11 protein-coding genes and 1 pseudogene are annotated in these 13,255 nt (G+C 36.0%); 4 read left to right on the top strand and 8 right to left on the bottom strand.

The window, feature by feature from the left end:
* From MKL51_RS11850 to MKL51_RS11835, 4 genes and pseudogenes are all read right to left on the bottom strand, one after another.
* On the bottom strand, window positions 1-938 hold a 938-nt coding region (locus MKL51_RS11850; protein WP_079396101.1), incomplete at its 3' end, for an IS30-like element ISAba125 family transposase.
* A 36-nt stretch (window positions 939-974) separates the two neighbouring features.
* Window positions 975-1,079: pseudogene (locus MKL51_RS11845) on the bottom strand (hypothetical protein); the annotation flags it as partial.
* An 832-nt stretch (window positions 1,080-1,911) separates the two neighbouring features.
* Window positions 1,912-2,367 (bottom strand): hypothetical protein, encoded by a 456-nt coding sequence (locus tag MKL51_RS11840; RefSeq protein WP_086376683.1) that lies wholly within the window; start codon window positions 2,365-2,367, stop codon window positions 1,912-1,914.
* A gap of 188 nt (window positions 2,368-2,555) precedes the next feature.
* Window positions 2,556-2,990, bottom strand: a complete 435-nt coding sequence (locus MKL51_RS11835; protein WP_081404730.1) for a GFA family protein — start codon at window positions 2,988-2,990, stop codon at window positions 2,556-2,558.
* A 201-nt stretch (window positions 2,991-3,191) separates the two neighbouring features.
* Here MKL51_RS11835 and MKL51_RS11830 point away from each other — a divergent pair, with 201 nt between their 5' ends.
* Window positions 3,192-4,781: a phospholipase D family protein gene (locus tag MKL51_RS11830; protein WP_161511890.1), complete on the top strand. Its 1,590-nt coding sequence runs from the start codon at window positions 3,192-3,194 to the stop codon at window positions 4,779-4,781.
* A 17-nt stretch (window positions 4,782-4,798) separates the two neighbouring features.
* On the opposite strand, the gene MKL51_RS11825 is transcribed toward MKL51_RS11830, so the two are convergent.
* The 3 genes from MKL51_RS11825 to adeR all read right to left on the bottom strand — a co-directional run bounded on the left by MKL51_RS11825 (window position 4,799) and on the right by adeR (window position 7,292).
* A complete protein-coding gene (locus MKL51_RS11825; RefSeq protein WP_086376681.1) occupies window positions 4,799-5,386 on the bottom strand; it encodes a uracil-DNA glycosylase family protein in 588 nt (195 codons plus the stop codon).
* 120 nt (window positions 5,387-5,506) lie between these two features.
* The gene (gene adeS / locus MKL51_RS11820) at window positions 5,507-6,571 is read right to left on the bottom strand and encodes a two-component sensor histidine kinase AdeS (RefSeq protein ID WP_086376680.1); all 1,065 of its coding nucleotides are present in this window, start codon (window positions 6,569-6,571) and stop codon (window positions 5,507-5,509) included.
* Window positions 6,561-7,292: an efflux system response regulator transcription factor AdeR gene (gene adeR, locus MKL51_RS11815; RefSeq protein WP_005076017.1), complete on the bottom strand. Its 732-nt coding sequence runs from the start codon at window positions 7,290-7,292 to the stop codon at window positions 6,561-6,563. The genes adeS and adeR overlap by 11 nt, the downstream gene beginning before the upstream one ends.
* A gap of 143 nt (window positions 7,293-7,435) precedes the next feature.
* On the opposite strand from adeR, the gene MKL51_RS11810 reads away from it, so the two are divergent.
* Together MKL51_RS11810 and MKL51_RS11805 are read left to right on the top strand one after the other, a co-directional pair.
* Complete coding sequence (locus MKL51_RS11810; RefSeq protein ID WP_086376679.1) at window positions 7,436-8,602, top strand: efflux RND transporter periplasmic adaptor subunit; 1,167 nt, start codon at window positions 7,436-7,438, stop codon at window positions 8,600-8,602.
* Window positions 8,599-11,706 (top strand): efflux RND transporter permease subunit, encoded by a 3,108-nt coding sequence (locus MKL51_RS11805; protein WP_270904326.1) that lies wholly within the window; start codon window positions 8,599-8,601, stop codon window positions 11,704-11,706. Before MKL51_RS11810 ends, MKL51_RS11805 begins: the two co-directional genes overlap by 4 nt.
* A gap of 80 nt (window positions 11,707-11,786) precedes the next feature.
* Here MKL51_RS11805 and MKL51_RS11800 read toward each other — a convergent pair whose 3' ends face one another.
* On the bottom strand, window positions 11,787-12,023 hold the full coding sequence (locus tag MKL51_RS11800) for a hypothetical protein (RefSeq protein ID WP_017481147.1): 237 nt from the start codon (window positions 12,021-12,023) through the stop codon (window positions 11,787-11,789).
* A 294-nt stretch (window positions 12,024-12,317) separates the two neighbouring features.
* On the opposite strand from MKL51_RS11800, the gene MKL51_RS11795 reads away from it, so the two are divergent.
* Window positions 12,318-13,255, top strand: a 938-nt coding sequence (locus MKL51_RS11795; protein ID WP_079396101.1) for an IS30-like element ISAba125 family transposase, incomplete at its 3' end; no start/stop codon positions are given.

Below are 13,255 nucleotides of genomic sequence, written 5' to 3'. Positions count from 1 at the left end.
TTTCTAGGACGAGTATTCAGTGACATGGCAACTTGATTTAAATAATGCTGATCTGCCTGATTTAAATCAATCCCTTTAGGTAAATATTGCCTAATTAAACCATTCATATTTTCGCATGTGCCTTTTTGCCAAGGTGAATGTGGGTCACAGAAATATACATCTATGCCTAAATCTTCTTCGAGTATTTTATGTTCTGACATCTCGCGTCCACGGTCATAGGTCAACGTTTTACGCAGTTCTGCAGGTAAATATTTCAGAGCTTCAGTTAAAGCCTTGCGCACTGATTCTGCCTTTGCATCAGGTAATGTTGCCAAGATACAGAGCCGTGTATTTCGTTCAATAAGTGTTGCTATCGAACTTTTATTGTCTTTACCTTTAATTAAATCAGCTTCCCAATGACCCGGTATTTTTCTTTCTTGAACTTCGGCTGGGCGCTCATGAATAGTTTTAATATCCTGTAATATAGAATCTTTTTTAGGTTCACCGTTAGCTTTTCGCTTTTTATTTTCATGACGCAGACAGGATAATAAGTCTTTTTTCAACTCACCCTTGGGTAATGCTCGTATCGTTGAATAAATCGTTGTATGGCTTACATTCATTGTTTGATCCAAATCAGGAAATGTCTTTAAACGCTTTGCTATTTGCTGAGGAGACCATAAACAACGGATCGCTTCAACAATAAATTTCCAGAGGATTGAATCGATTTTGAGTTTTCTGTGACCACGTCTACGTCTAGCGAAGGTGTTATCAGAAGCATATCGAGCTTGATAAACGTCATTGATGCTATTTCTTTTAAGCTCACGATAGATCGTACTAGGATGTCTTTTAATGAGTTCAGCAAATTTTCTGGCTGAAAAGCCTTCTTTTCTTGACTCAAGCATTAATGCAGTACGATCTTCAAAGTTAAGATGATGGTATGACAATTTTATATACTCCATAAACCCTTTAAATTAATTAGGTGGTTTATGTCGCACTTCAAGTTTTACTCTGCCATTATTTAAATTTCTAAAATGATTGTTTGAATAAGAACTTTTAATATTTTTATTAATTTTTTCTGCTAATAGTAAGTATTTTGGCATTTCTATCTCCTTATTAATTATTTGTAAAATATAAGTATAAGTTGAAAGCTATAAAAATAAGTTTTTAATTTTTATTAAATTGTTTCTGTATTTTTAATTTTAATTGATAAATTATGTGCAATATAACTGTTTTATAGATTTAAAATGTGATTTGTTTGGGATTTTATTCTGATTAAATTGGTAGGTATTCTTTAATCTTATTTAAGGGTAATTAATTAAGTTTTATATTAAATAGGCTCAATATTTAAAATTTTGAGCCTATTTAATTTTTAATATTCACTTAAGACTAAAATTAAAAATTCACATCTTAAGTCAATTTTGGGAAATTCTTGATTTTATGAATTTTCCCACATTTTCTGCATTCTTTAATTTCGTCATGAGTAATATCAAAGTCATATTCCCAGACATGAATACAAAAAACTTGTCTAAGGTTGTGGAGCATAGACACCTCCTTATAAAAAACCAACTCATTAGTAAGTTCTTTATGAATGCAGTTCGATTATTTTGATGACTTTTCCTCTTTAGCTTTATCATCCTTGTGTTTACAGCAGTAACCGAAAACAGCACCAGCACTAAAGAAAAACATAGCTTTGAGCATACTTATCTCCAAACGATAGTTAAGTAAGTTTAAAATTAACATTGAAGGTTGTATCTGTTTTTAGGCCAATGAGACTGATTCTGTGCGTTATGCAAACTTTTGTGAAAAGTTATAACAATATATTTTTTATGAATAAGGTGGGTAAAATTAAAAAACCGCCCCAGTAGGCGGTTGCTGAATTTACAGCGAGATATAGAAGTGTAGTGGACGATCACTTCTATATTTTTTATGTACTTATTTTTCTTGGCTTATAATTTTATTAAAAGCATCTGATTTGAAATAATTAATGATCATCTCTCCATCATCTTGTGTAGAAGATGATACTTTGGGTGGTTCCTCATAATTAAACTTAAAGTCTGGAGGAATAAATTTTGAGATCGGCGGAAGCTTCGCCTCACCTCCTGTCGTAATTCTTTCAATAAAACCCGCGAGCCAAAGTATATATTCGTCTTTATTTTTATATTTAGGCATAAGGCTCATGTCTAACTTAATGGCACATTCCTCTAAGGGCTTGGTTAGGCATTCCTCAAAATCTATAAAATTGTATTTAAGTTTAAATTTGGTGCCTTTAATTTCATTACGAATTACACGAACTAATTGATTTAAGTTTTCTGCCGAGCTTTCTGAAAATAAATTTTTGTCCTCAATCTTTTTATATACATTCTCAGCGATGATTAAATATTGTGGCATCTCTATTTTCTCCCTTTTATTATTAAGCTACTCACTCAGCCCTTTAAGGAAGTATGATAGATATCATGTTTTCTAATGTAATTGTTGTACTGCCAATTGTAATTAGTGTGTTTTTGTGAAACCTGCAAGCATAACCATCCGAAAAAATTAAATTTAATGCAAACTAAGTCTCATTTTTTAAAAATTCTTTAGTCAAACAATATGTTTAGTTCATTCAGAGTTGGAAGTTCATCGTAAGATTCATCTGCATCTACTGTATTTACCCAATTTGACTTTGAAACGATACAAAAATTAAGCTTTTTTAGCACAACAATATCTTTGTCTAATAAACCTAATGGAATCCATATAAAATCAGTAGTGCCTACTAAGTTAGGTACTGGTGATCCACATTGACTGCAAAATGAAGATGTGAAGCCTGTTTCTTTTTTATAGGTGCGGACAAGTTCTAAACCTGATAACCATTCAAATTTATCCTTATTTACTAATGTTGCTGCATTTGCCCCCGTTCCAGTTTGTTTGCGGCAGAGACTACAGTGGCAATGATAGACCGTGTTTATTTCGTTAGTAACTGAAAATTTGACTTCATTGCATAGACAAGAACCCACGTGACTCATCTCAAGCATCCTTAAAAAAATAATATTGAATATAGCATTAGGCATAAAAGGGTTAAATTTTACTTTATATTTTTTAATGGATATGTTTTCTAAGAAGTGCCAATAAATATAAGGAATTGCTAGCGTTGAGGCTTGGCAGAATGTATTTATAACGTTTAATATGAATTTTGACATATAAATTGAATATAAAAATGCTGAGATGTGTTTATCTTGGATGCGACTTTAAAAGCTTACATGATTAATCAAATCTATCAGCAGTATAGTAGTATGGCATTAAATGCTTGGGGCTTTACACATACACCTTCGTATAACGGTACATACGACCCTGATGAGAATGATATAGTGACGAATAGCTTTAATTGGTTGAATGATGAGCAAGCTACAAAAAAAACAGAACAAGGACTGACTGCTTTTGTGGCATTAGATGATGCCTTTATCAGTATCGCTTCTCGTATGTATCTAATTAGAAATGCAAAAGAAAAAATCGATTTACAATATTATATTTGGACAAATGATTTTGTTGGAAACTTAATGCTGCACGAGTTACTAACAGCGGCAGATCGTGGCGTAAAAATCCGCTTACTTATTGATGATCAAAATGGAGTAAAGCTGGATGGAGTTCTTAGAAGCCTTCTCCACCACCCCAATTTTGAAATTCGATTGTTTAATCCATACAAGTTTAGATATTTAAGAATTTTAGACTATATTTTTCGGTTCAAAAAAGTAAACCATCGCATGCATAATAAGTTAATTATTGCAGATGGCGTGATTGCGGTAACAGGCGGTCGAAATATTAGTAGTGAGTATTTTGATGCAAGTAGTAAGTTTCAGTTTACAGATCTAGATATTTTATTTTATGGACATACCGTACAACATGCACAGTCTGTCTTTAATGATTTTTGGCAAAGTGATTTAAGTCAAAATGCTACTGAGCTGGTGGGAACATGTGCTGTTCACCATTTGCAAACACTAAGGCAGCACTACCATGATTTAATTCATGAAAGTGAAAATCATACTCAAACTGAAGATAAGCTTTACGATGCTCAAAGCTATTTAAAAGAACTTTTAGAGCACTATCCAATCCAGTGGTCAAAAGCATATTTTGTTGCTGATTCACCTAAAAAAATCTTAGGACTGGCCGCTAAAGAAGAAATGCTGTATGGGCAAGTCCTGAAGATTATGGGTGAACCAAAGCAGCATATCGAATTAGCTTCTGCTTATTTTGTTCCTACCCAACAAGGCACTTACTATTTAAAACAACTCAAGGTACAAGGTGTTAAAGTCAGGGTTTTAACCAACTCATTTGCTGCAAATGATGTGGCAATTGTGCATGCTTTTTATAGTCAATATCGAGTTGAGATGCTCAAAAGTGGTGTAGAACTATTTGAGTTTAAGCCCTTTTTAGAACGCAGACGCAGAACTTGGTATGAAGTAGTGACTGGAAGTGTGATCCCTGCTAAAGGTAAAAATAAATCGAGCTTACATGCCAAGTTTTTTGATGTAGACGGTAAAGTATTTATTGGTTCGTTTAACTTTGATCCACGTTCGACTTATTTAAATACTGAGGTCGGTCTGGTTATTGAATCGAGACAATTACAAGCGCAAATTTCAGTCTTGCTCGATCAGCACTTACCTCAAGTTGCTTACCAGCTTAAGTTAAATAGTGAAGGAAAGATCATTTGGTTAGATTATCAGTCGGATGGAAAGATTGTTGAATATGAAAAAGACCCAGATACGAGCCTTTTCCAACGTACTATGATTAAAGCTGTTTCATATTTACCAGTTGAATGGATGATGTAACAGCATTTCAAGTTTACTTATAAAATGCCTATCTCTTTAAAGAATTTTTGATAAGCCTCTGCTTTCTTCTCTAGCGCTAATGGATATGCTCTAGAAGAAGATGGTAGACGGTATAAATTGATGTTACGTCCTGCAAAGTAAGTCGAGGTAGACATTCCTATAAGCGGTTTATCGGTGTGTTCTGGTAAAACTGAAATTAAAGTATCAGTCGCTTTATCGCCTGTGGTCATAATGGTTTGACATAGAGGAATCTGCTGAAGTAAAACTGCAAGATCTGTTGGTGTTACTATTTCAAGAAATTTATCTGCGGCATTCCCCTTTAACCGCTTAATTTGATAAGCAGTATCAAAGATTGCAATACCAGTTTCAATCAAGAATTTTCGAATACGTTCTTCATTAAAATTTTTTTGGCTTTCACTTAAAAAGTGTGTTTTATCTTGGAAAAAGATCAAACCGAAAATACGCCACATATCATTTTGGAAATTGGGATAGTAAAAATCCATCTTCCATTTATTACGTGGCGGTGGAAAACTGCCTAACATCAATAAACGGGTATTTTCCGGTAAAAATGGCTCAAGTGGATGGGTTTCTATCTCAATTATCATAAAAAATCAGTATTTACTTAAAAAATTTTATAAACAAATTAACCTATTTTTTAGTTAATCACGAGTCATGAAATGCAATTTCTCTAGATTAAAGCGTTAAAGGTTGTACAAAAGCGATCATTATTGAGGAATGCTTATTTTAAAAATGCTATGTGAGTGTTGATTTAAATAATCGACTTGACCTTTATGGGCAATGACAAGGGCTTGTACAACCGAAAGACCTAACCCAGTGCCGCCTAATTCTTTATTTCTTGATTGTTCTAACCTGAAAAAAGGGTTAAATAAATCTTTACGATGCTCAGCTGAAATGCCTGGTCCTTCATCTTCTATTTCAAGAATCCAGTTAGTTTGTTCTTGTCTCGTTGAAACAATTAACTTTCCCGGATTTGCATAACGTGTAGCGTTATCCAGTAAAGCAATTAAAATCTGTTCAATTCGCCGTTGATCACACTCAACTTTTGGCGCTTCAATATCGAAAATGACTTTAAGCTGAGCTTTTTCTAATTTTTCTTCAAACATGTGCACGACTTTGTGAGCAGTTTCATTAAAACAAATCGTTTCGAGGTTAAGTCTAAGCTGTTGGTTTTCAAAAAGACTCAATGTACGTAAATCTTCGACTAGGTTTGAAAGACCTTCTACTTGATTCAGTAAATTTTTAAATAAAATGGGGTCAGCTTCAAAAACACCATCAATAATCCCCTGCAACCTACCTTGCAAAATGGTGACTGGCGTTCTTAACTCATGTGCAATTGCGGCATTCCAGACATGAGCATTTTCAACTGAGGTCTCTAGTTTTTGAGCCATATCATTAAAATTATCCATGAGCTCACCAATTTCAGAAGAATGATGCGTCGGTTTTTCAACTCGTGCACTTAAATCCCCATGACTAATTTTCTTGGCTGCATCTGCTAATAGATTAATAGGCACAATAAAGCGTTGAGCAAGCTTGATGCCTAAAATAATTGATAATGCTGTGCCAAACAAAAGCACGGCGAATAACCATATACCATCTAGATAGTGGAAAAACTCATCACTTTCTTTCAGCTTTTCGAGAGATATAAGCCCTACTTCAATTGCAACATAGTAGGTGCCATAACCTAAAATTAGCGAACTCAGCGTAACACTTAGGCTGGTAAAGCTCAGTACAATAATCAGTTGTTTACTAATGCCTGTTTTATTTTTCATGTGGATGATCCAACCTGTAGCCTACACCGCGAACATTGATGAGCATATTTCGTAAACCCAGATCTTCTATTTTCTTTCGTAGCTTACTGACATGACTATCGACCGTACGTTCTAATGCATCTCGATCTGGTAGACACTGATTCATGAGTTCTGAACGGGTAAAGACTTTATGAGGATGAGGCAACATCAGTAATAAAATTTTGTACTCAGTTAGAGTTAAATTGAGTGCTTGTTTTTGATCCCCCGAATGGATATAAGCAGTATGAATTTCGGTATTCACCTCAATATTTTTATAAATCAGATTTCGGTTAGGAGCTTGCTGATTTTGTTGAGTACGTCTTAGTACTGCTTGTACACGTGCGACCACTTCATTTGGATTAAACGGTTTTACGACAAAGTCGTCTGCTCCAATTCTTAAAGCCATGACTTTATCAATTTCTTGATCTAAAGCCGTAAGCATAATGACTGGTGTTGCTGCTTTCTGCCGAATTTTATTCAGTACTTCCCATCCGCTCAGTTCCGGCATTTTTATATCGAGAATCACCAGATCAATAGGCTGCGCTGCGTGTATTTCAATTGCCTGCTTACCATTCATGGCCCGTACAACACGCATACCTTCACGCTTAAGATAATGTTCAATAATATCGCCAATATCATATTCATCTTCTACAACAAGAATAAGCTTATCCTGACAATTAAACGTAAAGGTTGACTCGAACATAGCAATAAGACGCGGGAAAAATTTGATTTATCATACGCGTATTTTTTGATAGATCTCCACACTTTTTCCACATATTCGTGATTTTGGTTACACACACATCAAAAATAATGCCAGCATCTAGAAGTCCATTAGGTGTTATAAAAGTGCAAAAGCATTTTTTAGTTCCATTCGTTTTATCTTTCGTTTTTGTGTTAAACGGCTGTGGCAATGAACAAGTAAGTGATCAAACACAAGTATCTACGGCTAAGGTTACCATTATTTCAATTCAACCGCAGTCTATTAACTTAAGTGAAAATCTACCAGCGCGCGTTCAAGCTTTCAGAACTGCCGAAATTCGTCCTCAAGTTGGCGGTATTATCGAAAAAGTTTTATTCGCTCAAGGTAGTGAAGTTAAAGCTGGACAACCTCTATACAAAATAAACTCAGAAACATTTGAGGCTGATGTAAATAGTAATCGAGCGGGTTTAAATAAAGCTGAAGCAGAAGTAAACCGCCTAAAAATACAACTTGAGCGTTATCAGCAACTTTTACCAAGTAATGCGATTAGTAAACAAGAAGTAAGTAATGCCGAAGCACAATATCGACAAGCGATTGCAGATGTTGCTCAAATGAAAGCATTATTAGCTCGACAAAATCTTAATTTACAGTATGCGACAGTGCGAGCACCGATTTCCGGACGTATTGGTAAATCGTTCGTAACAGAAGGCGCTTTGGTTAGTCAGGCTGATAGCAATACTATGGCGACCATTCAACAAATTGACCGCGTTTATGTCGATGTAAAGCAGTCTATTGGGGAATATGAGCGTTTACAGGCAGCTCTACAAAGTGGAGAGTTATCTGCCAACAATCAAAAAGCTGTACAGATTTTGAATAGTTTGGGACAGTCCTATAACGTTGCAGCAAAAATGCTGTTTGAAGATATTAATGTGGACCCTGAAACTGGGGATGTCACCATTCGTATTGAAGTGACCAATCCTGAAAGAAAATTACTGCCGGGTATGTATGTCCGCGTTAATATTGAGCGTGCTTCGGTTCCTCAGGCCTTACTCGTGCCAGAACAAGCTATTCAGCGCAATATGAATGGCGATCCTCAAGTTTATGTAGTGAATGCCAAAGGTGGCGCAGATGTTCGCTCAGTAGAGTTAGGGCAACAATATGAGCAGTTTTATCTCATCAATAAAGGGCTGAAAGCAGGCGACAAAGTTGTTGTTGAAGGCATAGAGCGTATCCAACCCAACCAAAAACTGGCAATTTCAGCATGGAAAGCGGCCTCAACAGAAAATACGGTGAAGCAAGGAGATGCTAAATGATGTCTCAATTCTTTATTCGCCGTCCTGTTTTTGCATGGGTAATTGCAATTTTTATTATTCTATTTGGTGTACTGAGTATTCCAAAGTTACCTATTGCACGCTTTCCGAGTGTTGCGCCACCCGAAGTGAACATTACAGCAAGCTATCCGGGCGCTACTCCCAAAACGATTAATGATAGTGTGATTACCCTCATTGAACGCGAAATGTCAGGAGTAAAAAACTTACTCTACTATAGTGCTACAACGGATTCGTCAGGAACCGCTGAAATTACCGCGACATTTAAACCCGGTACCGATGTGGATATGGCACAAGTCGACGTACAAAACAAAATTAAAGCGGTTGAAGCACGCTTACCCCAAGTCGTCCGCCAACAAGGCTTAGCTGTAGAGGCATCTTCCTCAGGCTTTTTAATGCTTGTTGGTTTAAACTCACCTAACCATCGTTATTCAGAAGTCGATTTGAGTGATTATCTGGTTCGTAATGTGGTCGAAGAGCTTAAACGTGTTGAAGGTGTCGGAAAAATTCAGTCATTCGGTGCTGAAAAAGCGATGCGAATTTGGGTAGATCCAAATAAATTAGTTTCTTATGGTCTATCGATTAGTGATGTAAATAATGCGATTCGTAACAATAATATCGATATTGCACCAGGTCGACTTGGTGATCGCCCTCTAGTTAATGGTCAATTAATTACTATACCTTTATCCGCTCAAGGACAGCTTGAAAATGTAGAGCAGTTCAAAAATATTAGTCTAAAGAGCAATATTAGTGGTGCCACTATTAAGTTGTCGGATGTAGCCGATGTAGAAATGGGTGCTCAGTCATATAATTTTGCGATTTTAGAAAATGGTAAACCTGCAACAGCTGCAGCTATTCAGTTGAGCCCTGGTGCAAATGCAGTAAAAACAGCAGATGCGGTAAAACAGAAACTCGAAGAGCTAAAAGTAAATTTACCTGAAGGCATGCAATTTAGCATTCCTTACGATACTGCTCCTTTTGTTAAAATTTCGATAGAAAAGGTAGTTCATACATTAATTGAAGCCATGATTTTGGTCTTCATTGTGATGTATTTATTTCTTCATAATGTTCGCTATACCTTAATTCCTGCGATTGTTGCTCCAATTGCTCTGCTTGGTACGTTTACCATCATGCTTTTAACAGGTTACTCAATTAATGTGTTAACCATGTTCGGCATGGTGCTTGCGATCGGGATTATTGTCGATGACGCGATTGTAGTCGTTGAGAATGTAGAACGAATTATGGCAACCGAAGGTCTATCGCCTAAAGAAGCGACTTCCAAAGCCATGACAGAGATTACCAGCCCGATTATTGGTATTACTTTGGTACTAGCAGCCGTATTTTTACCAATGGCTTTAGCAAGTGGCTCAGTCGGTATTATTTACCGCCAATTTACCATTACGATGTCAGTCTCAATTTTATTCTCGGCATTTTTAGCTTTAACACTCACCCCTGCACTTTGTGCAACCTTATTAAAACCTGTTGATGCAAATCATCAAAAGAAAGGTTTTTATGCATGGTTTGATCGTAGCTTTGATAAAGTCACAAAAAAATATGAAGCGATTTTACTTAAAGTCGTTAAACATACTATTCCGACTTTAATTATTTTTGTGGTGATTACAGGTTTAACTTTTGCAGGCATGAAATATTGGCCAACTGCTTTTATGCCAGAGGAAGATCAAGGCTGGTTTTTAACGTCGTTCCAATTACCTTCAGATGCGACTGCTGAACGTACAACAAAAATTGTGAAAGATTTTGAAGGCCATTTAAATGAGCAGTCGGATGTTAAAAGCAATATTTCAATTATGGGTTGGGGATTTAGTGGCGCTGGCCAAAACGTTGCACTCGCTTTTACAACCTTAAAAGATTTTGGTGAGCGTGATAAATCTACTACTGACTATACCAACTTCATAAATGCTGAAATGGCAAACAGTAAAGAAGGTACAACTATGTCTGTACTTCCTCCAGCAATTGATGAATTGGGTACATCTTCAGGCTTTAGTTTGCGTTTACAAGACAAAGCAAATTTAGGAATGCCTGCTTTAATTTCGGCCCAAGAAAAGCTTATGGAAATGGCGGCCCAAAACAAAAAGTTTTATATGGTTTACCCAGAAGGTTTACCTCAAGGTGACAATATTAGCTTGAAAATCGACCGCGAGAAATTAAACACTCTAGGAGTAAGCTTTGCTTCTGTTTCAGATATTATTTCGACCTCAATGGGGTCGATGTATATCAATGATTTTCCAAATCAAGGCAGAATGCAGCAAGTTATTGTTCAAGCCAGTGCAAAATCACGAATGCATTTGAAAGATATCTTGAGTTTGAAGGTTGCAGGCGCAAACGGACAACTGGTGTCTTTATCCGAAGTCGTGATTCCTCAGTGGAATAAGTTGCCGCAGCAATATAACCGCTACAATGGCCGACCATCATTAAGTATCGCTGGAGTGCCTAACATAGGGGTATCTTCAGGTGATGCGATGCGAGAAATGGAAAAGCTGATTGCCAAACTTCCTCAAGGTATTGGTTATGAGTGGACAGGTATTTCACTGCAAGAAAAGCAATCTGAATCTCAAATGGTATTCCTTATTGCTTTATCGATGTTAGTCGTGTTTTTAGTTTTAGCTGCACTTTATGAAAGTTGGTCAATTCCATTATCTGTCATGCTTGTTGTTCCCTTAGGCATCTTTGGTGCGGTAATGGCCATTATGTTAAGAGGAATGCCAAACGATATTTTCTTCAAAATTGGTCTCATCACTATTATTGGTTTATCTGCCAAAAATGCGATCTTAATTGTTGAGTTCGCAAAGATGCTCAAAGAAGAAGGCATGACTTTAATTGAAGCAGCCGTTGCAGCAGCAAAGTTACGTCTACGCCCAATTTTGATGACTTCCCTTGCCTTTACTTGTGGTGTTATCCCATTAGTCATTGCAACTGGAGCAAGTTCGGAAACTCAGCATGCATTAGGTACAGGGGTATTTGGAGGTATGATATCTGCCACCATCTTGGCCATCTTTTTTGTTCCCGTGTTCTTTATTTTTGTGTTGGGCGCCGCAGAGAAACTATTTTCCAAAAAGAAAATTAATTCTTAGTTAAATGGATTGAGGCGAAACGTATCTATGTTTCGCCTCAATGACTTAGAAATATAAAAAATGTACTTACAGAAAAACGATTAAGAATTAAGGACTTTAAAGACTTTACCTGTTCTAGGATGAGCAAAGCTATTATCTGGATCTAAATTGATGACTTTATCCGAAATCACAATTTTAGAAAGTGGTAACCAGCTCTGTTCCAGTTCAACGTCTACAAAGTTTTTTTCATTGATATTTTCATAAATTTGTTCGACAACAATTTCCATACCACACATACTTTTAGCATTCACTTCTTTTAAGATATGGCGTTTTGACATACTAGTCTCCATTTTTTTATTATCCGCATCGACAATAATAAAGACTCCACTGATACAATATGTAAATTTTAATAATGAAAGTGTTTTCTTTGTTCTAATCATATTTTTGTAATAATTAAATGAATAGTTGAGTGATTATTTAATTTAAATATTATTTTTAAGTTAATCTGTTCAATGTAAATATTACTTATTAAAAAATTTACTTTTAATCAAAATTAAAGGGTTCATTAACTGAACCCTGGCAGAGTAAAACTTGAAGTGCGACATAAACCACCTAATTAATTTAAAGGGTTTATGGAGTATATAAAATTGTCATACCATCATCTTAACTTTGAAGATCGTACTGCATTAATGCTTGAGTCAAGAAAAGAAGGCTTTTCAGCCAGAAAATTTGCTGAACTCATTAAAAGACATCCTAGTACGATCTATCGTGAGCTTAAAAGAAATAGCATCAATGACGTTTATCAAGCTCGATATGCTTCTGATAACACCTTCGCTAGACGTAGACGTGGTCACAGAAAACTCAAAATCGATTCAATCCTCTGGAAATTTATTGTTGAAGCGATCCGTTGTTTATGGTCTCCTCAGCAAATAGCAAAGCGTTTAAAGACATTTCCTGATTTGGATCAAACAATGAATGTAAGCCATACAACGATTTATTCAACGATACGAGCATTACCCAAGGGTGAGTTGAAAAAAGACTTATTATCCTGTCTGCGTCATGAAAATAAAAAGCGAAAAGCTAACGGTGAACCTAAAAAAGATTCTATATTACAGGATATTAAAACTATTCATGAGCGCCCAGCCGAAGTTCAAGAAAGAAAAATACCGGGTCATTGGGAAGCTGATTTAATTAAAGGTAAAGACAATAAAAGTTCGATAGCAACACTTATTGAACGAAATACACGGCTCTGTATCTTGGCAACATTACCTGATGCAAAGGCAGAATCAGTGCGCAAGGCTTTAACTGAAGCTCTGAAATATTTACCTGCAGAACTGCGTAAAACGTTGACCTATGACCGTGGACGCGAGATGTCAGAACATAAAATACTCGAAGAAGATTTAGGCATAGATGTATATTTCTGTGACCCACATTCACCTTGGCAAAAAGGCACATGCGAAAATATGAATGGTTTAATTAGGCAATATTTACCTAAAGGGATTGATTTAAATCAGGCAGATCAGCATTATTTAAATCAAGTTGCCATGTCACTGAATACTCGTCCTAGAAA

It is taken from the genome of Acinetobacter sp. AOR18_HL (assembly GCF_027855145.1).
Taxonomy (GTDB): domain Bacteria; phylum Pseudomonadota; class Gammaproteobacteria; order Pseudomonadales; family Moraxellaceae; genus Acinetobacter; species Acinetobacter pittii.
The sequence above is the reverse complement of the archived record's forward strand: the minus strand, read 5'-3'. Positions and strand labels throughout refer to the sequence as shown.

Bases quoted from the DNA above. Each gene is read 5' to 3' on its own strand.
- MKL51_RS11825 (WP_086376681.1), bottom strand. From the start codon at position 5,386: ATGATAATTGAGATAGAAACCCATCCACTTGAGCCATTTTTACCGGAA.
- adeS (WP_086376680.1), bottom strand. From the start codon at position 6,571: ATGAAAAATAAAACAGGCATTAGTAAACAACTGATTATTGTACTGAGC.
- MKL51_RS11805 (WP_270904326.1), top strand. From the start codon at position 8,599: ATGATGTCTCAATTCTTTATTCGCCGTCCTGTTTTTGCATGGGTAATT.
- MKL51_RS11840 (WP_086376683.1), bottom strand. From the start codon at position 2,367: ATGCCACAATATTTAATCATCGCTGAGAATGTATATAAAAAGATTGAG.
- MKL51_RS11835 (WP_081404730.1), bottom strand. From the start codon at position 2,990: ATGCTTGAGATGAGTCACGTGGGTTCTTGTCTATGCAATGAAGTCAAA.
- MKL51_RS11800 (WP_017481147.1), bottom strand. From the start codon at position 12,023: ATGTCAAAACGCCATATCTTAAAAGAAGTGAATGCTAAAAGTATGTGT.
- adeR (WP_005076017.1), bottom strand. From the start codon at position 7,292: ATGTTCGAGTCAACCTTTACGTTTAATTGTCAGGATAAGCTTATTCTT.